Origin of the sequence: Pseudomonas sp. UBA7530 (assembly GCF_002479365.1) — a bacterium.
Lineage (GTDB): Bacteria > Pseudomonadota > Gammaproteobacteria > Pseudomonadales > Pseudomonadaceae > Aquipseudomonas.
Genome location: NZ_DLMS01000010.1, coordinates 94,605 through 113,210, shown reverse-complemented (window position 1 = coordinate 113,210; position 18,606 = coordinate 94,605). Strand labels below are relative to the sequence as shown.

The 18,606-nt window shown below is 64.7% G+C and carries 17 protein-coding genes; 4 read left to right on the top strand and 13 right to left on the bottom strand.

What is annotated here, in order from left to right:
• Positions 1 to 46: 46 nt before the first annotated feature.
• Together B2U07_RS13770 and B2U07_RS13765 are read right to left on the bottom strand one after the other, a co-directional pair.
• Positions 47 to 1,291, bottom strand: coding sequence for an MFS transporter (locus tag B2U07_RS13770; RefSeq protein WP_275547719.1), 1,245 nt, complete (start codon positions 1,289 to 1,291; stop codon positions 47 to 49).
• A gap of 279 nt (positions 1,292 to 1,570) precedes the next feature.
• Positions 1,571 to 1,855 (bottom strand): hypothetical protein, encoded by a 285-nt coding sequence (locus tag B2U07_RS13765; RefSeq protein WP_197858621.1) that lies wholly within the window; start codon positions 1,853 to 1,855, stop codon positions 1,571 to 1,573.
• A gap of 175 nt (positions 1,856 to 2,030) precedes the next feature.
• On the opposite strand from B2U07_RS13765, the gene B2U07_RS13760 reads away from it, so the two are divergent.
• Positions 2,031 to 2,660 (top strand): class I SAM-dependent methyltransferase, encoded by a 630-nt coding sequence (locus B2U07_RS13760; RefSeq protein ID WP_275547720.1) that lies wholly within the window; start codon positions 2,031 to 2,033, stop codon positions 2,658 to 2,660.
• A 30-nt stretch (positions 2,661 to 2,690) separates the two neighbouring features.
• On the opposite strand, the gene B2U07_RS13755 is transcribed toward B2U07_RS13760, so the two are convergent.
• The 3 genes from B2U07_RS13755 to B2U07_RS13745 all read right to left on the bottom strand — a co-directional run bounded on the left by B2U07_RS13755 (position 2,691) and on the right by B2U07_RS13745 (position 5,020).
• Positions 2,691 to 2,996 carry an NIPSNAP family protein gene (locus B2U07_RS13755; RefSeq protein ID WP_275547721.1) on the bottom strand — a complete coding sequence of 102 codons (306 nt, stop codon included), beginning with the start codon at positions 2,994 to 2,996 and terminating at the stop codon, positions 2,691 to 2,693.
• A 129-nt stretch (positions 2,997 to 3,125) separates the two neighbouring features.
• Positions 3,126 to 3,773 carry a DUF998 domain-containing protein gene (locus tag B2U07_RS13750; protein ID WP_275547722.1) on the bottom strand — a complete coding sequence of 216 codons (648 nt, stop codon included), beginning with the start codon at positions 3,771 to 3,773 and terminating at the stop codon, positions 3,126 to 3,128.
• A 29-nt stretch (positions 3,774 to 3,802) separates the two neighbouring features.
• Positions 3,803 to 5,020 carry an MFS transporter gene (locus tag B2U07_RS13745; RefSeq protein ID WP_197858617.1) on the bottom strand — a complete coding sequence of 406 codons (1,218 nt, stop codon included), beginning with the start codon at positions 5,018 to 5,020 and terminating at the stop codon, positions 3,803 to 3,805.
• A 104-nt stretch (positions 5,021 to 5,124) separates the two neighbouring features.
• On the opposite strand from B2U07_RS13745, the gene B2U07_RS13740 reads away from it, so the two are divergent.
• The gene (locus B2U07_RS13740; protein WP_275547723.1) at positions 5,125 to 5,898 is read left to right on the top strand and encodes an AraC family transcriptional regulator; all 774 of its coding nucleotides are present in this window, start codon (positions 5,125 to 5,127) and stop codon (positions 5,896 to 5,898) included.
• 286 nt (positions 5,899 to 6,184) lie between these two features.
• Here B2U07_RS13740 and B2U07_RS13735 read toward each other — a convergent pair whose 3' ends face one another.
• Complete coding sequence (locus tag B2U07_RS13735) at positions 6,185 to 7,096, bottom strand: LysR family transcriptional regulator (RefSeq protein ID WP_275547724.1); 912 nt, start codon at positions 7,094 to 7,096, stop codon at positions 6,185 to 6,187.
• Positions 7,097 to 7,197: 101 nt separating this feature from the next.
• Here B2U07_RS13735 and B2U07_RS13730 point away from each other — a divergent pair, with 101 nt between their 5' ends.
• Positions 7,198 to 8,124 (top strand): DMT family transporter, encoded by a 927-nt coding sequence (locus B2U07_RS13730; RefSeq protein WP_275547725.1) that lies wholly within the window; start codon positions 7,198 to 7,200, stop codon positions 8,122 to 8,124.
• A 7-nt stretch (positions 8,125 to 8,131) separates the two neighbouring features.
• On the opposite strand, the gene B2U07_RS13725 is transcribed toward B2U07_RS13730, so the two are convergent.
• From B2U07_RS13725 to B2U07_RS13695, 7 genes are all read right to left on the bottom strand, one after another.
• Positions 8,132 to 9,718 (bottom strand): GMC family oxidoreductase, encoded by a 1,587-nt coding sequence (locus B2U07_RS13725; protein ID WP_275547726.1) that lies wholly within the window; start codon positions 9,716 to 9,718, stop codon positions 8,132 to 8,134.
• A gap of 1 nt (position 9,719) precedes the next feature.
• Positions 9,720 to 10,553, bottom strand: coding sequence for an ABC transporter ATP-binding protein (locus tag B2U07_RS13720; RefSeq protein ID WP_275547727.1), 834 nt, complete (start codon positions 10,551 to 10,553; stop codon positions 9,720 to 9,722).
• The gene (locus tag B2U07_RS13715) at positions 10,541 to 11,344 is read right to left on the bottom strand and encodes an ABC transporter permease (RefSeq protein ID WP_275547728.1); all 804 of its coding nucleotides are present in this window, start codon (positions 11,342 to 11,344) and stop codon (positions 10,541 to 10,543) included. Before B2U07_RS13715 ends, B2U07_RS13720 begins: the two co-directional genes overlap by 13 nt.
• Positions 11,345 to 11,470: 126 nt before the next feature.
• Positions 11,471 to 12,457 carry an ABC transporter substrate-binding protein gene (locus tag B2U07_RS13710; RefSeq protein ID WP_275547729.1) on the bottom strand — a complete coding sequence of 329 codons (987 nt, stop codon included), beginning with the start codon at positions 12,455 to 12,457 and terminating at the stop codon, positions 11,471 to 11,473.
• A gap of 249 nt (positions 12,458 to 12,706) precedes the next feature.
• A complete protein-coding gene (locus B2U07_RS13705) occupies positions 12,707 to 14,089 on the bottom strand; it encodes an aspartate aminotransferase family protein (RefSeq protein ID WP_275547730.1) in 1,383 nt (460 codons plus the stop codon).
• A 59-nt stretch (positions 14,090 to 14,148) separates the two neighbouring features.
• Positions 14,149 to 15,573 carry an APC family permease gene (locus B2U07_RS13700; RefSeq protein ID WP_275547731.1) on the bottom strand — a complete coding sequence of 475 codons (1,425 nt, stop codon included), beginning with the start codon at positions 15,571 to 15,573 and terminating at the stop codon, positions 14,149 to 14,151.
• A gap of 65 nt (positions 15,574 to 15,638) precedes the next feature.
• Positions 15,639 to 17,132 carry an aldehyde dehydrogenase gene (locus B2U07_RS13695; RefSeq protein WP_275547732.1) on the bottom strand — a complete coding sequence of 498 codons (1,494 nt, stop codon included), beginning with the start codon at positions 17,130 to 17,132 and terminating at the stop codon, positions 15,639 to 15,641.
• A gap of 501 nt (positions 17,133 to 17,633) precedes the next feature.
• Between B2U07_RS13695 and B2U07_RS13690 the strand changes: the two genes are divergently transcribed.
• A complete protein-coding gene (locus B2U07_RS13690; RefSeq protein WP_197858606.1) occupies positions 17,634 to 18,551 on the top strand; it encodes a LysR family transcriptional regulator in 918 nt (305 codons plus the stop codon).
• Positions 18,552 to 18,606 lie beyond the last annotated feature (55 nt).

Genomic DNA, 18,606 nt, shown 5'->3' with positions numbered 1-18,606 from the left:
GAGGCTTTAGCCACGACCGCGTATCCCGGATGCAATCCGGGATACGTCAGGCCACCTTGCTCGGCGAAGCATCCTCGAAGCGATCCACCTTGCGCAGGCTTTTGAAGCCGAGCATCCAGCCGCCGGTCACCGTCAGTGTGCAGGCGCAGCCGATCAGCGCCGCCGGCACCACGCCGAACCAGGCAGCGCTGGTGCCGGCGCGGAACTCGCCGAGCTCGTTGGAAGAGCCGATGAACAGCATGTTCACCGCGTTGACCCGGCCACGCATGGCGTCCGGGGTGGAGAACTGCACCAGCGAGGAACGGATATACATGCTCACCATATCCGCGCCGCCAGCCACCATCAGCGCCGCGAATGACAGCCAGAACAGGCTGGACAACGCGAACACCAGGTTGGCCAGGCCGAACAGCGCCACGGCGCCGAACATCACCAGGCCGACATGGCGATTGAACGGCTTCATGCTCAGGTACAGGCCGACCGACACTTCGCCGATGGCCATGGCGCTGCGCAGCAGGCCGAGGCCGGTCGGGCCGACTTCCAGCACTTCCTGGGCGTAGATCGGCAGCAACGCCACCACGCCGCCGAGCAACACGGCGAACAAATCCAGCGAGATGGTGCCGAGGATGATCGGCCGCGTGCGGATGAAGTGGATACCGGCCGTAAAGCGCGCCCAGGCGGTGGATTCCAGCGCCTGCATCTTCTCGGCATACAGCACCGGCACCCGTTGCAGCAGCACGCAGCCGGCGAGGAAGCAGGCCAGGCACACCGAGTAGGTCAGCCCGCCGCCGCCGATGGCGTACAGGCCACCGCCAATCACCGGCCCGGAAATGGTCGCGCCGCGCATGATCATGCTGTTGGCAGCGATGGCCGCAGCCAGACGCTCGCGCGGCACGATCTGCGGCAGCAGGCTCGATAGCGCTGGCCCAGTGAAGGCACGGCCGCAGCCGTAGAGCACCAGCACCGCGTAGTACCAGGCGACCGGCGCCCCGCTCAGCGACAGCCACAGCAGCGCCCCGGCGCAAACGCCCTCCACCAGCCAGCTGAGCATCAGGATCAGCTTGCGGTCGTAGCGGTCGATCAGATCGCCGGCCGGCATCAACAGCAGCAGCATGGGGATGAACTGGGCCAGGCCGACATAGGCCAGCGAAAGCGGATCGCGGGTCAGGTCATAGACCTGCCAGGCCACCACGACGGCCTGAATCTGCACCGCGAAGACCACGACGATGCGGGCGATGAGAAATGGCAGGAAACCGGGAAGACGATAGACGGAAGCGGGAGCAGCAGCGGACACGACGCGAACCTCGAGGCATGACCGGCAGCTCCGGTCGCGGTGGGCCGGCCAATCTAAGGCAAAGCTCAGGTACGGGGCAAACGCGGGAACAGGCTGTTGCGCAGATTGCGCCGTCGAGGTCATGAAGCCGACGTATCAACCATTTCATCCGAATCAGAAGATCGGAGTTACACGTCCTTATCCAGCTGAAGTCGGCGTGCAGCGCCAGCCATCAGGTAGCGGAGAAGGCTTCTGTCTCGTAATGGGTGCGACTGAAGCTCTCCGTCAATTACCACCCAGCTAGACGAATGCCTGGTCGCCAAAACCGCGGGGCAGACGCTGCGGGCCGGGCAAGGCGGCCAGACGCGCCTGCCAGGAGGTGCGCCAGTCGTTCCCGGCGTTGGTCGCCTTTTCCCGGCGCGCGGCGCGTCGGGCGGCATTGCGGGCGTTACGGCGCGCTTCGGTGAATACTTCGGTCTTGCGGCAATTGCGGCATTTGACCTTGGCCAGATCGGTGGTAGAGGCCAGCTTTTCACCATGAGAGCCACAGGCGAGGTGGCCAGAGACCTTGTAGTGCGTAACCATCGCATTATCTCCTGATCGTGGGTGCCCGACTGCAGCCAGCCGGTCTACACCCCTCGGGAAATGGGACTATCAAAGCGCAGCGCTGGTTCACTGGCGGCCATGTGGCATCACCCGCCTCGCTGGTCACCGGCCCCCGCTAGCGGGTTTAATGCCTACTTTTTGCCGGAACATCGCCATGCCCCTGAGCCCCGACGAACTCGCGCAGATCAGCGCCCTCACCCTGGCCCACTACCAGAGCAGCGCCGAGGATTTTCGCGAGGGCACGCGCGACCATGACGTGAGCCAGAACATCGCCGCCCTGCTGCGTCATATCGAGGGTGAAAAGCCCTGGCGCATCCTCGACTTCGGCTGCGGCCCGGGGCGTGATCTGCGCACTTTCAGCGGCCTTGGCCACGAGGCCATCGGCGTCGATGGTTGCGCCGAATTCGTTGCCATGGCGCGTGCCGATAGTGGCTGCGAGGTGTGGCAGCAGAGCTTTCTCGAACTGGACCTACCGGCCGGGCAATTCGATGGCATCTTCGCCAACGCCAGTCTGTTCCATGTCCCCGATCAGGAGCTGCCGCGCGTACTCGGTCAGCTGCATGCGGCGCTGAAACCTGGCGGCGTGCTGTTCAGCTCCAACCCGCGCGGCGAGAACCAGGAAGGCTGGAACGGCCCGCGCTACGGCAGCTATCACGACCTCGAACGCTGGCGCGCGCGGCTCACCGCGGCCGGCTTCGTCGAGCTGGAACACTACTACCGCCCCGCCGGCCTGCCACGCGACCAACAGCCCTGGCTGGCCAGCGTGTGGCGACGAGTCGGTTAACGCGCAGAAGGCCGGCAGCGCCGTCTCGACTTACTCGAACACAGGTCGGAAGAAGCTGCGCTCGTAGCTGAGGATGCAGCGCGTTTCTTCGGCGTAGCGGAAGGCCGCCTGGCACTCGGCGTCGGTGAACGACTCCTGACGATAACGCTCGTAGTCGGCCAGGCTGGGGAAGCTGAACAGCGCCAGGGCCACGTCATTGGCGCCTTCGGACGGCAGGAAATAACCGTGGTGCGTGCCGCCGAAGCGCTCTACCAAGGAAATCCACAGCTTGGCGTAGTGCTCGAATTCCTTGAGTTTGTAAGGGTCGACGATGTAGCGCAGGTAGCAGGTGATCATGGCAGTCCTTCCTTGCGGGTTAGTTCGATAAGCGCGCGATATAAACACGACGCGGCAAGCGCGTGCATCTGGCACCGACCGGCCAGCAGCTGCAGATACCGACCACCTACCGGGCGTGGGCGAAGAGCCTCAAGCTTTAACGAATCTGAGGGACTCGGCACGACCTCGCGACAGCATCAGCGCCAGGCCTGCGACCCAGGCCACCGAGATACCATAGTTGATCCGCTGATAGAGGCCGAACCACTGCCCGGCTTCGACGGCACGGGCCATCAGCACCACGGTGGCCACGGCCAGCACGGTGCAGGCGAGGGAGAACAGGCCGAAGCCACGCGACCCCAGCAGGCGCTTGCTCAGGAATCCCCAAAGCAGGCTGGCCAGGGTCAGCGAGAGGAACATCAGCAGGCCGGCCAGGTTGTGCATCTGCTGCGAGAAGGATGGCTGTGCCGGCGCGCAACCCTGGTCGCAGGCGAAGTAGCCAGTGGCGAAGCTGGCCAGCCCATGGACGAGGATCAGTACGGCGCTGAACGACGCCAGCCGCGAGCCGCGCACCTGCCGCATGACCCCAACGGCGAAGAGCACGAAGAACACGCCCAGCGGCAGGTTGTTGACCCAGGCCGAGAAGCCGTGGGTGGGCGAACCCTGCGCGCCCAGCTGGCTCATGGCCTGGTCCAGATGGCTGTAACCGGGATAGACCAGCGCGGTCAGCAACACCCCGAAGAACAGCCAGAACGGTATCAATACGCCCAGGCCAAGCAGCATCCGATCGATGTCTTTCATTCGTCCCTGTTCCTTTTTCTTACGGATTATTAACGCGTCTTCAGCGACGGCAACAACGCGGTCAGGATGCCCAGCAGCGGCAGGAAGGAACAAAGCAAAAACACCTCCTCGATGCCGTGGATATCCGCCAGGTAGCCCAGCAGCGCGCCGCCGATGCCGCCGAAGCCGAACATCAGGCCGAAGAACAGCCCGGCGATCATGCCGACGTTGCCCGGCATCAATTCCTGGGCGAAGACCACGATGGCGGAGAACGCCGAGGCGAGGATGAAGCCGATCACCATGCTCAGCACGCCCGTCCAGAACAGGTCGACGTGCGGCAGCAGCAGGGAGAACGGCGCCACTCCAAGGATGGAGAACCAGATCACCTGTTTGCGCCCGATACGGTCACCGATTGGCCCGCCGAAGAAGGTGCCGGCGGCCACCGCGCCGAGGAACAGAAACAGATAGAGCTGCGAGCTGGCCACCGACAGGTCGAACTTCTCGATCAGGAAGAAGGTGAAGTAACTGGTGAAGCTGGCCATGTAGAAGTACTTGGAGAACACCAGCAACGCCAGGATCAGCAGGGCGAACTTCACCCGTCCGGCCGACAGACCGTGGGTAGCCACCCCGCCCTGTTTGAGCTTGAACAGCGTCAGGTGATGGCGGTACCAGCGGCTCAGGCCGTACAGCACGACGATGGCGAAGGCGGCGAACAAGCCGAACCAGGCGACGTTACCCTGGCCGTAGGGAATGATGATCGCCGCCGCCAGCAGCGGGCCGAAGGCGGTGCCGGCATTGCCGCCGACCTGGAAGGTGGACTGCGCCAGGCCATAACGCCCGCCCGAGGCCAGACGGGCGATACGCGATGCCTCGGGATGGAAGGTCGAGGAGCCGATGCCCACCAACGCCGAAGCCAGGAGGATCGCCGGAAAGCTACCGACGAAAGCCAGCATGAGGATGCCGACCAGAGTGCACAGCGAACCAGCCGGCAGCAGCCAGGGCTTGGGATGGCGGTCGGTGTGGTAGCCCACCCATGGCTGCAGCAGCGAGGCGGTGAGCTGGAAGGTCAGGGTGATCAGGCCGATCTGGGCGAAGCTCAGGCCGTAGTTGAGCTTGAGCATCGGGTAGATGGCGGGCAGCACCGCCTGGATCAGGTCGTTGATCAGGTGCGCCAGGGCGCAGGCGCCGATCACCCGCATCACCAAGGTATCGGCCTGAGTGACGGGCGAGGCGCCGGCCGGGGAGGTAGCGGCAGGACTGCTGGACATGCTTGAAGCTTCCGGGCGAGATGAGAAACGGCGCTATGCTAGGCTCCGCCCCATCGCCTGTCTCACGAAGAAAGGACAGCAACCCTCGCAAAAAAGGCATCTACATGCGTCTCCCTGATAAACGACTGGCCGAGATCGATGCTGCCCCCTGGCTGGTCAGCAGCAGCGCCACCGATTACCCGGTCGACACGCTGATCGAGGCACATTCGCATCGCAACAAGCACCAACTGATCTACGCCATTTCCGGGGTGATGGTGGTGACCTCGGCGATGAACCAGTGGACGGTGCCGCCGAGCCGCGGCATCTGGATGCCCTGCGGCCAGGTGCATGCCATCCGCTGCGTCGGCAGCGTAAAGATGCGCAGCATGTTCGTGCGCCCCGACAGCCTGCCGGATATGCCCGACGAGTGCCGCGCGGTGGCCATTTCGCCGCTGCTCGGCGAGCTGATCCGCGCTGCCGTGGACATTCCCCAGCCCTACGCCGAAGACTCGCGCGAAGCGCGGGTGATGCGCCTGATCCTCGATGAACTGCGCATCCTGCCGACCCTGCCGCTGCATCTGCCGCAGCCGGCCGACCCGCGCATCCAGCCGATCTGTTCAACGCTGCAGAACGACCCCGGCGACGCCTCCACCCTGTCCGACTGGAGCGCCCGCCTGGGCCTGGACGAGAAAACCATCCAGCGCCTGTTTCAGAAGGGCACCGGCATGACCTTCGGCCAGTGGCGCCAGCAGGCGCGCCTGCTGCTGGCCCTGGAACGCATCGCTCTGGGTGAGAAGATCATCGACATCGCCGGGGAGCTGGGCTACGACAGCCCCAGCGCCTTCACCACCATGTTCAAGAAGCAGTTCGGCCTGACGCCCAGCCAGTTTTTCAAGTGATGGCCGGAGGTTCTTGCGCGGCGATTGTCGCGGCTGAAGCCCCTCCCACACTGCACGCGTCAACACCGGGGCACAGCCGTTCAACCACGCACTGTAGGAGCCTTCAGCGGCGAGCCTTTGTCGCGGCTGCGACTGCATGGATGCAGGAGGTAGCGCGAAGCAGGATGCCAGAGCCGAAAACCCCTCTCACATCGCACACGTCAACACCGGAGCGCAGTCGGTCGAACCACGCGCTGTGGGAGGCGCTTCAGCGGCGAGCTCTTTCGCGGCTGAAGCCGCTCCTACGTCACCCACTCAGGTTGTCGCCGGATGACCGCTCGGGCGAGAGATAGCTGACCAGTTGCCGCGCATGGGACGACAGCGCCTCCCAGCTGCGCACGCACAGGCGCAGCTCGCGGGTGGCCCAGACATCCTCCAGCATCACCACCGCCACCGGCAGTTCCTGGGCGAAACGGGTCGCGGCCACCTCGGGCAGCATGGCAACCCCGACGCCCTGCGCTACCAGTTGGGCGATGGCGTCGAAGCTCGGCGCGCGCACCCGAACCTTCAATGGCAGCGCGTTGCGCACCGCCATGTACTCGATGAAGCGCTGCATCGCGCGCTCGGCCGGCAGGCAGACGAAAGGGAAGTTCAGCGCGCTGCGCAGTGACGCCGGACGTTGCCCGATCAGCGCGTGCCCCTGTGGCACCAGCAGCACCAGGCGGTCGTTGCGAAACGGCAGCGACAGCAGACCATCGGTGGGCAGGTTGCCGTCGTACACGCCGATATCGATGCCGCCATCCCTGACCGCATGCAGCACATCCTTGCTGTTGTACTCGGCCAGTTGCAGGTCCACCTCCGGGTAATCGGCCAGGAATGGCCCAAGCGCCGCCGGCAGGAAGGTGCTGTTGGCCACGGTGGAAGCCGCCAGGCGCAGGGTGATACGCCGCTCGCCCTTGAGCTCCTGCAGGGTATCGCTGAGCTGGCGGGCCTCCTTCAGCACGCCCTGGCAGGCCTCCAGTACCAGGCGCCCGGCCGGCGTCAGGCTCATGCCGTCGCTGCTACGCACGAACAGCGTCAGGCCGCAGCGCTCCTCGAACAGGCGCAGGCGAGTGCTGGCTGCCGACACGGCGACGGGAAAAGTGGCCGCTGCCTTGCTCAGGCTACCGGTGGCGGCGATCGCGGCGATCAGGCGCAAGTCGGGCAGATCGAAATACATAGGCCTTCTCCAAATCAGAAAGCCATCTTCTTGAAATTGCGATTCTAGCGATGTGGCTTTCCGCTCAGAATAACAGCTCGATCCCCGCCGTAGCCTTGCTCATGAATGCTTTGACCGCCACCTACCGACGCAGCCTGGACAACGGCGTGCTGTTCGCCGTGCTCTCGGCCACCGGCTTCAGCCTGAAAGCCATATTCGTCAAACTTGCCTATGCCGCGGCGCCGGTGGATGCCGTCACGGTCCTTAGCCTGCGCATGGGCCTGGCGCTGCCGCTGTTCGCCTGGCTGCTGTGGTTGAGCCGAGGCACCGGGCAAGCGCGCTTGTCGGCCAAGGACTGGGCGCACGTCCTGTTGCTGGGGATGTTTGGTTACTACCTGTCGAGCCTGTTCGACTTCTATGGCCTGCAGTACATCAGCGCCGGACTGGAGCGGCTGATCCTGTTCACCTACCCGACGCTGGTGGTGCTGTTGCAGATGCTGGCGATGGGCGAGCGACCAGGGCCGCGCACCTTCCTGGCAATGGGACTGTGCTACCTGGGCCTGGGCATCGCGCTGGTGCATGACATTCGCGTCGAGGGCGACAGCGAGCAGATCCTGCTGGGCGCCGCCTGGGTCTTTGCCAGCGCGGTGACCTACGCCCTGTATTACCTGGGCACCGGCGTGGTGATTCGCCGGGTCGGCTCGATGCGCCTGGCAGGGCTGGCTGGCGGCGCCTCGGCGCTCATGGTGCTGGTGCACTACGGCCTCATCCGTGACCCCGCGCAATTGCTTAACCTGCCGGCCGAGTTATGGCTGCACGGCTCGCTGATGGCGCTGCTGTCGACAGTGCTGCCGATCTACTGGATGGCGCTGGCCGTGCAGCGCATGGGCGCCAGCCACGCCGCCCTGTTCGGCAACCTGGGCCCGGTGCTGACGCTGTTCGCTGCTTGGGCGCTGCTTGGCGAAGCCATCACCCTGTACCAGATCGGCGGCCTGGCGCTGGTGCTCCTAGGTGTCTCGCGCCTGTCGGGCAAGCGCAAGACGGGCTGAGCCAAACTCAGCCCTGGCGGATCAGATCGGCCGCCTTCTCGCCGATCATGATGCACGGCGCGTTGGTGTTGCCGCTGATCAGCGTTGGCATGATCGAGGCGTCGGCCACGCGCAGGTTGGTCACGCCACGCACCTTGAGATCCGGTGTGACTACCGCCGCCTCGTCCGCGCCCATCTTGCAGGTGCCCACCGGGTGGAACACGGTGGCGGCGTGCTCGCGCAGATGCGCCAGCAGCTCTTCGTCGCTCTGCACCTGCGGCCCCGGCAGCATTTCCTCGCCACGGATATCGTCGAACTCGGGTTGGGCGAGAATGCGTCGCGCCAGCTTGACGCCCTCTACCAGCACGCGGGCGTCCTGCTCGTCGCTGAAGAAGTTGAAGTCGATGCTCAGACTTCGGCCTTCCCCCAGGCGTACTTCACCGATGCTTTTCGGGCGCAGCACGCAGGTGTGGATGGCATAGCCGTGACCCCACTCGAACAGGCGCCCACGGTGGCTGCGATAACCCGGCACGAAGTGCATCTGCACATCCGGCAGGCTGTCAGCCAGAGGTGTACGGGCGAAGCCGCCGGCCTCGACGTAGTTGGTGGTCAGCCAGCCCATCTTCTGCGCCAGATACTTGAACGGCGAGGCGATGATCTTCGGCAGCGCACCGAGGGAGAAACCCAGCGACAGTGGGCTCTTCGAGCGCACGGTGAGCGTGCCGTCGATATGATCCTGCAGGTTCTTGCCGACGCCGGGCAGGTCGATCTTGCAGGCCACGCCGGCGGCCTCCAGCTCGGCTTTCGGGCCGATGCCGGACTTGAGCAGGATATGCGGCGAGCCCAGCGCGCCGGCGCAGAGGATCACTTCGCGTGTGCAGTGCAGAGTGCGCCACTGGCCGTCCTGGCGCAGCTCCAGACCCGTGACGCGCTCGCCGTCGAGCAGCAGGCGTTCCACTTCGCAGCCGGTGAGCACGGTGAGGTTGTCACGCTGGCGCACCGGGGCGACGAAGGCGCGATAGCTGGACAGGCGCCGAGCATTCTTCTGGGTGACGTTGTAGAGACCGACGCCTTCCAGAGTTCCGCCGTTGAAGTCGTCGTTGCGCTTCAGGCCGATCTGTTCCGCCGCGCGGATATAGCGCTCGGACAGCGGATTGGGGTCGCGCGGCCTGTCCACCAGCAGTTCGCCCTGAGTGCCGTGGTACTGCAACGCCTGGCCCAGGCAGTTGCCTTCGGATTTCTTGAAGTACGGCAGCACGTCACTCCAGCCCCAGCCGGGACAGCCGGCGGCTTCCCAGCGATCATAGTCGCTGGCGTCGCCACGGATGTAGATCATGCTGTTCATCGAGCTGGAGCCCCCCAGCGCTTTGCCGCGCGGGGTGTGCAAGCGGCGCCCGGCGAGGTGCTTCTGCGGCGCGGAGAAGTAGTTCCAGCTGAAGATCTTGCTCTTGTACAGGGTGATGGTGCCGGCCGGCACCTGCACCCGTGGGCTGGCGTCGCTGCCGCCGGCCTCGATCAGGCACACGCGCACGGTCGAGTCGGCACTCAAGCGGTTGGCCAGTACGCAGCCAGCCGAGCCGGCGCCGACGATCAGGTAGTCGAAGCTCTCGCTCATCTCAGTGCACCTCTTCCATATCGTCGTGCAGCAGGCCGAGGATGTGCCGTTTCATGCGGATGAATTCCGGCTCCATGACCACGTCAAGGTTGCGCGGGCGCTCGATCGGCACGTCGAGGATTTCCTTGATGCGGCCGGGGCGCGCGCCCATCACGTAGATGCGGTCGGCGAGCAGGATCGCTTCGTCGATGTCATGGGTGACGAACACCACGGTCTTCTTGGCGTTGCCCCACACCTGCAGCAGCAGTTGCTGCATCTGCAGACGGGTCTGGCTGTCGAGAGCGCCGAAGGGTTCGTCCATCAGCAGGATCTGCGGGTCGTTGGCCAGCGCTCGGGCGATGGCCACGCGCTGCATCATGCCGCCGGAGAGCTGCTTGGGGTAATGTTCGGCGAACTTCGCCAGGCCCACTTCATTGAGATAGAACTCGACGATGGTGCGGATTTCGCTGGCCGGCAGGCCGCGGCGTTTGAGGCCGAACTCGATGTTCTCGCGCACGGTCAGCCAGGGAAACAGGGTGTAACCCTGAAACACCATGCCGCGGTCGGCGCCGGGACCGATGACCTTCTGCCCGCCGACGTAGATATCGCCCTCTGTCGGCTCGTTGAGCCCGGCGGTGAGGTAGAGCAGGCTCGACTTGCCACAGCCGGACGGGCCGACGATCACCGCGAACTGCTGATCCGGCACCTCGAAGGAGACGCGATCCAGCGCGGTGAAGGTCTCGCCCTTGGGCGAGCGGTAGCGCAGGCTGACGTTGTCCACCTTGAGCCGCGCGGCGACCTCGGCGTACGCGCTGAGCGCCGGCATGATGTAGGGTTTCTTGGCTACTGCGCCCATGCGGCAATCCTCAGTCGAAGCAGACGGAACAGTTGGTCGGTCATCAGCCCGAGCAGGCCGATGATGGCGATGGCGAGGAAGATCACGTCCACCTGAAAGCCACGCATGGCCTTGAGGCTGATGTAGCCCAGGCCGCTGCTCGCAGCGACTAGTTCGGCCACCACCAGGTAAGTCCAGGCCCAGCCCATGGTCACCCGCAGCGTGTCGAGAATCCCCGGCAGCGAAGCCGGGCCGAGCACGTGCAGGACCACGTCGCGACGGCTGGCGCCGAGGGTGTAGCTGGCGTTGAACAGATCCTTGGACACGCCCTTGGAGACGTCGGCGATCATCACCAGTTGCTGGAAGAACACGCCGAAGATGATCACCGCCACGCGCTGCTCCAGACCGATGCCGATCCACAGGATGAACAGCGGCACGAAGCTGGTGACCGGCAGGTAGCGGATGAAGTTGACCAGCGGCTCGAGGAACGCCTGGACGATACGAAAGCTGCCCATCAGCAGGCCCAGCGGCACCGAGACCGCCGAGGAAATGGCGAAACCGATCAGCACCACCTCAAGACTGGCCAGCACGTGCTTGCTCAGGGTGCCGTCACCGGCAAGGCGCACACCGGCAGCGATCACATCGCCCGGCGTTGGCAGGAACATCGACGGCACCACGCCGCCGTAGGAAAGCAAAGCCCAGAGGCCAAGCACCAGCAGCCAGCACAGGCTGGCGAAGCCGAGAACCAGTGGTCTCGGCAAGTCGACTTTCGGGGTCAGGCAACGCTGCACCCAGGATTTTTGCGTGGCCATTAACCACCTCGTGTTGCGAATGCTGAAAAGACCGCCAAGCCGTATGGGTTACCACGGCCGTTGTAGGAGCGGATTTATCCGCGAGCTTCGCGGCTAAAGCCGCTCCTACAAGGCTGGGTCGAAGGCTTAGGGAGTGACGAACGAGGTATCCACCAGGTCCTCGTAGCTCACCGTGTAGGGCTTGCCCTGCAGCGAACTCCACGTCTCGTTGGCCAGCTTGATGATCTCGGCGATATCGCCGGCCTGGCCGGGGGTGCCGAGCAGCTTCTCGCTCATGGCCTGGTCGTAGAAGGTCACGCCCTTGGCGGCTTCGGCCAGATCCTTGGGATTGGACAGGTAGCCACCGACGCCCTTGGCCATGATCTCGTAGGCTTTTTCCGGATTGGTCTTGGTGAACTCGACCGCCTTGTACAGACCGGCAACCAGCGCCTTGACGTCCTCCGGCTGCTTCTCGATGACGTCGCAATCGAGCGCGACCACATCGACGATCACACCGGGGGTTTCGCTGCTATCGACCAGCACCTTGCCGCTGCCCTTCTGCTTGACCATGGTCAGGTTCGGCTCCCAGGTCACCGCAGCCGGAACGTGGCCGGCGATGAAGGCCGAGGCGGCATCGTCGGCAGTCATGTTCTGCACTTCGATGTCGGCCATGCTCATGCCGGCCTTCTTCAGCAGGTAGCTGAGCCAGAACTGCGATACCGAACCTTCATTGACGGCCACGGCCTTGCCTTTGAGGTCCTGCATGCCGGCGATGTCGCTGTGCACGACGATACCGTCGCCACCGTGGGACTCGTCCAGCGCCGCGACGGCCTTGAAGCAGAAGTCCTTGGAGCGGTATTTGAGGATCTCGTCGATGGTCGAGGCCGAGCCGGACAGCTTGCCCGAGGCTTGTGCGGCCATGTACATCGAGGCTTCTTCGATGGTGGTCAGTTGCAGATCGAGGCCGGCTTCCTTGAAGTAGCCGAGGTCACGGGCCAGGTACAGGGTGCCGTAGCCGACCCAGGTGGTATGACCGATCGATAGCGTGCCGGCCTGGGCGGTGGCGGCCAGGCTGGCAGCCAGAGCGGTGCAGGCGAACGAACGGGCGAGACGATGACGCAAGGATGATTTCATGAAGCGCTCCCACAACCTGTTGGTGCATTGCTGGTGTGAGGCAGGGATTGGCCATAGGCCTGAAGGGCAATCAGGGCCGGCCTCTGCGGGCCGGCTCCTGGTTTCTTGCCCGCCCTCTGCGGGGCGGTTGGTAGGCGATGGGGCGCGGCGCATGGCCGTTTCTGTAGGAGCGGCCGCGCGGCGTACCGCTTCAGCCGCGAATTCGCGGATCAATCCGCGCCTACAGAAAGGAGCCCCATCACCCTGGGGTTACAGCAGGTTCAACTCGCGCCCGGTGCGGTCCACTGCGCGCTTGGTCTTTTCCACCAGTTCATCCAGCTCGGCATGCGTGGCCACCAGCGCTGGCGCCATGATCATGCGGCCCAGGGTCGAACGGATGATCAGACCCTCGTCGAAACCGGCCGTGCGGCAGTGCCAGGCGATGTCGTTCTCGTTGGCGAAACGCTTGCGGGTGGCCTTGTCTTCGGCGAACTGCAGCGCAGCCACCAGGCCGGTGCCCTGGATATCGCCGATCAGCGGGTGATCGGCGAAGGTCTCACGCAGCAGCTTCTGCAGGTATGGGCCGGTGTCGGCCTTCACCGTCTCGACGATCTTCTCGTCGCGCAGCGCGGTGAGGTTGGCGATGGCCACGGCGGCCGCCACCGGATGCCCTGCATAGGTCAGGCCGTGGGCGAATACGCCGCCTTCCTGCACCAGGGCATCGGCGATGCGCTTGGACAGCACCAGACCGCCCATGGGGATGTAGCCGCTAGTCAGGCCCTTGGCGATGGTCAGGGTGTCGGGCTGGAAGCCGAAATGCTCGTGGGCGAACCATTCACCGGTGCGGCCGAAGCCGCCGATCACTTCGTCGGCGCACAGCAGCACGTCGTACTGGCGGCAGATGCGCTGCACCTCGGCCCAGTAGCTGGCCGGCGGGAAGATCATGCCGCCGGCGCCCTGGAAGGGTTCGGCAACGAAGGCGGCGACGCTCTCGGCGCCCAGTTCGAGAATCTTCGCCTCCAGCTCGCGGGCCGCCTTGAGGCCGAACGCCTCTTCGGAAAGCTCGCCGCCTTCGGCGAAGTAGTACGGCTCGCCGATATGGGCGAAGTCCGGCAGCATGCCGCCCATCTCGTGCATGAAGCCCATGCCGCCCAGTGCGGTGCTGCCCAGGGTGGAGCCGTGGTAGCCGTTCCAGCGGCCGATCATGATGCGCTTCTGCGGCTTGCCGACCACCTGCCAGTAGCGGCGCACACTGCGGATCAGCACCTCGTTGGCCTCGGAGCCGGAGTTGGTGTAGATGGCGTGGCTGTAGTGCTTGGGCAGCAGACTGAACAGTAGCTCGGACAGCTCCACCACCCGTGGGTGGGTGGTGTGGAAGAACAGGTTGTAGTACGGCAGCTCTTCCAGCTGGCGCGCGGCGGCAGCGTTGAGGTCGGCGCGGCCATAGCCCAGCGCGGTGCACCACAGGCCGGACATGCCATCGAGGTAGCGCTTGCCGTCGGTGTCCCACAGGTTCAGGCCCTGGCCCTTGGCGATCACTAGGGCGCCCTTCTCGTTGAGGGCTTTCTGGTCGAGGAAGGCATGGATGTGGTGGGCCGCATCCAGGGTCTGGTAGTCGCGGGTGGAACGTTCGGCAGTTTTAGGAAGAGTCATGGCAGTCGCCTCGCCTTGTACATGTGAGCAAATGTCCGGGGTCCGGCCCCGGACGGAGTTCATTGACGGTTAAGTACGTTTTCCAGCGGTTCCGGGGTGAACAGTGGCTTGCGCATCACCAGCTTGATCCATACCACGGCGATTATTGAAACCAGCCCCAGCACCACGCCGGCGCTGGTGAAAATCGCCTCGGTCATTTCCGGCGTCGGCGAGGCGTAGTAGATGGAGATCAGCATGCCCACGATGCCCAGCAGCTGCGGCAACGGGTAGAACGGCGTGCGGAAGGGACGCTTGAGATCGGGGTAACGACGGCGCAGGGCAATCACGTCCAGGTGGCAGACGATGTAGGCCAGCAGCCAGGCGATCGCGGCGGCAATCAGCAGCATGCCGACCACACCCGGATCATCGCCCATGAACAGGATCGGCAGCCCGGTGATCGCGGCCACGAACAGCACCGCGACCCAGGGCGTGTTGAAACGCCGGCTGAGCAGCTTGAACTGCGGAAAGGCCTGGCCATTGTCCGCCATCCCGTAAAGCATCCGTGGAATAGCGGCCAGAGAGGTGTTCAATGTGCTGCAGGTGGCCATGGTCGCGGCGATCACCAGCACGTGCTTGCCGGACTCACCGAACATCGCCGTGGCGTAGAGGTAGTGCGGCAGCGCAGAGCTGGCCAACTCGTCTTGCGACACGTAATACAAAGCACCGATGGCGTACAAGGCAATGACCACGAAGATGATCGTGATGCCGAGGATCATCGCCCAGGGGATGTTGCGCTCGGGACGCCGCGACTCCTCCACCATCGGGCAGACGAACTCGGCACCGACGAAGCCCCAGATGGCCAACGCTACCAGGGTCAGCACACCCGCCCCCATCGGGTTCCACTCGTCGGGCAGACCGCCGCTCAACGCCGGTTCGCTGCCACTGCCGCTGATTGCCGAAAGCCCCAGCGCGAGCAGGATGATCAGCATCACCGTGGCCAGTGCGGTCTGCAGGCGGGCGAAGATGTCGATGCCAAGCAGATTGAGCAGGGTGAACAGCACCAGCACGCCGACCGCAACGCTCATGCCGGGGAACAGGCCCGGATAGACATGACTGATGATCTGATCGAGCAACAGCAATTCGGCGGACAGGGCGAACATCGCCACCACCACGTAGCCGGAGAAGGTCGAGACGATCGCCGCGAAATGTCCAAGGGCCACTTCCGTGTAGCTGCTCAGGCTGCCGGCGCGCGGAATCATCAGCGACAGCTCGGAGAACGAGCATGCGTAAGTCAGCGCCAGCAGGAAGGCCAGCGACAGCGGTATCAGAAACGCCGGGCCAGCGATGCCGACGCCCTGAAGCATCAGCACCATCACGCCCTGGGAGATGACCAGGCCGACGGAAACCGACAGCAGTGCGACCAGGCCCAGCTTGCGGCTCAGCCTGCCCGAGGCCGGGGTGATTTCGACGGGGCGCGAACCGAGAGAAATATCGGCATCAGTCATGGCAAATCTCCTGCGATCTTGTTGTTGTGCATGGAGGAAAGCGTGCACGCAGCCAGCTCGCCCCATCAGGAGCGCAACTGGAACCAGGTGGTTTTCAGCTGGGTGTACTTGTCGAACGAGTGCAGCGACAGGTCCCGGCCGAAACCGGATTGCTTACCGCCGCCGAAAGGCACAGTGACATCCAGCGCATCGACGGTATTGACCGAAACGGTACCGGCCTTCAGGCGCCGAGCGACGCGATGGGCGCGGTGCAGGTCGTCGCTCCACAGCGAGGCTGCCAGGCCATAGACACTGTCGTTGGCCAGTTGCACGGCCTCGTCTTCGCTATCGAAGGGCATCACCGCCAGCACCGGGCCGAAGACTTCCTCGCGGGCCAGACGGCTGTTCGGCGCAACGCCGGTGAACAGGGTCGGCGCGATGAAGTTGTCCGAACCATTGAAGGTCAGTTGCCGGCCCCCACAGGCCAGTCGCGCGCCTTCCGCTTCGGCGCCACGGATGAAATCCATGATCCGCGCGGTCTGCCGCGAATCGACGATGGCGCCGGCACGGCTCGCCGGATCGAGCGGATCGCCCGGCGTCCACTCGCGCGCCTTGGCCAGCAGGCGCTCGACGAACTCGTCATGGATCGAGCGCTGCACCAGTAGGCGCGAGTTGGCCGAGCACACCTCGCCCTGGTTGAAGAAGATGCCGAAGGCGGCCTTCTCGGCGGCCAGATCGAGGTCCTGACAGTCGGCGAAGACCAGGTTGGCGCTCTTGCCGCCACACTCCAGCCAGACCTGCTTGAGGTTCGACTGTGCCGAGTAGCTCATGAAGTACTTGCCCACTTCGGTCGAGCCGGTGAAGGCCAGGCAGTCGACGTCCATGTGCAGGCCAAGGGCCTTGCCCGCGTGCTCGCCGAGGCCCGGCACCACGTTCAGCACGCCTTCCGGCAGGCCGGCTTCCAAGGCCAGCTCGGCCAGGCGCAGGGCGGAGAATGGCGACTGCTCGGCGGGCTTGAGCACCACCGAGTTGCCTGCTGCCAGGGCCGGCGCCAGCTTCCAGGCGGCCATGTCCAGCGGAAAGTTCCACGGCACCACGGCGGCGACCACGCCCAGCGCTTCGCGGGTGATGGTGGCCAGAACATTGGGCGCAGAGGGGGCGACCTCGTCGTAGAGCTTGTCGAGGCTTTCGCCATACCAGCGGAAGACGCCGGCTGCGCCGGGCACGTCGATATTCCAGGCATCCATCACCGGCTTGCCCATGTTCAACGAGTCGAGCAACGCCAACTCGTCACGATTGGCCATGATCAGCTCAGCCAGGCGCAGCAGCACCTGCTTGCGCTCGGCCGGGCTGCGCTGCGACCAGACGCCGGCCTCGAATGCCTGGCGGGCACTACGTACGGCCTGGTCGACTTCGGCCTCGCCACACGCGGCGACCTGCGCCAGCACCTGACCGGTGGCCGGGTTGACGGCGGCGAAGGTGGCACCGGACTGCGCCGCGACGCGACGCCCCTGAATGAGCGCATGTTCGATGAAGCCCTGATTGCGGGCGCGTTGCTGCCAGTCGCTGAGTTCGTACACCTCTGTCCCCTTCTGCCGTTTGGCTGTTGCGGACTGATGGTGGCGCAAGCCCGAAGATAGGAAAAATATTAAAAATGTCGCCGGGACATACGAAAAAGATGGTCACGAGCGCACCAAAAGCGTGCGAGCCGCCAATTATTTGTGCAGACCACAGCCCGCACAGCGCAAATGCTGGCGGCGCCGAGACACGAGCGCCACGGACCCGGCCTGACGGACGCACACTTTCTGCGCACACCCAGCGGGCGCCTCACCGCCATACCGAATCCCGACAGGGAACCGACTTGCCGCCCGGGCAGCGGACGCAGTGGCGTAGGGTGGGCTTCAGCCCACCATCAGTTGCTCCGACACTGTCCCTCCTCGCTGCCCGCGTACGACTCTTGCAAGGCATCCCCCGCCCAGGGCCATAAAAAATATGGCCACTGGCAAACAAGATGCTCGCCTACCGCACCCTAATCTGCGGGTATGGTGAGAGCCAAAACAAGATCGTTCGAGGTTCCTTGCGTGGCTGCCTACACTCTGCGTCAACTCAAATACTTCGTTACCACCGTCGAATGCGGCAGCGTCGCCGAGGCGTCGCGCAAGCTGTACATCGCCCAGCCGTCGATCTCCACCGCGATCAAGGGGCTGGAGGAAAGCTTCGGCGTGCAGTTGTTCATTCGCCATCACGCCCAGGGCGTTTCGCTCACCCCCGGCGGCGGACGCTTCTACCGCAAGGCGCAGGAACTGCTGCGCATGGCGCACGAGTTCGAACAGAACGCGCTGGCCGACAACGACGTGGTGGCCGGGCAGATCGACATTGGCTGCTTCGAGACCGTCGCCCCGCTCTACCTGCCGCGGCTGATCGCCGGCTTTCGTCAGCGCTACCCCGGTGTGGAAATCCGCCTGCACGACGGCGAGCAGCACGAGCTGGTGCAAGGGCTGACCAGTGGCCGCTTCGACCTGGCGATCTTCTACGAGCACGATCTGGACGGCACCATCGAGACCGAGCCGCTGATGCCGCCACAGCGCCCATACGCCCTGCTGCCCGAGGGCCATCGTTTCGCTGCCCAGGCGCAGGTGTCATTGCGCGACCTGGTGCTCGATCCGATGATCCTGCTCGATGTTCTGCCCAGCCGTAACTATTTCGTGAGCATCTTCGAGGAGCTGGGCCTGTCGCCGAATATCGTCTTCAGCTCGCCGTCGATCGAGATGGTGCGGGGCATGGTCGGCCAGGGCTTCGGTTTCTCGGTGCTGGTCACCCGCCCGCACTGCAACATGACCTACGACGGCAAGCAGGTGGTGTGCGTGAACATCAGCGAAGCCGTGACCGGCTCCGGCCTGGTGGCCGCCTGGCTGAAGCGCGCGCAGCTGACCAAACCGGCACAGCTGTTCGTCGATTACTGCAAGGCGGAGTTGGGCGAGGCGGCGCCAGGCGCCTGATGGCTTCCCCGGATTGCATCCGCGGTACTCGCCTGAGTAAGCACGGACTTGTCCG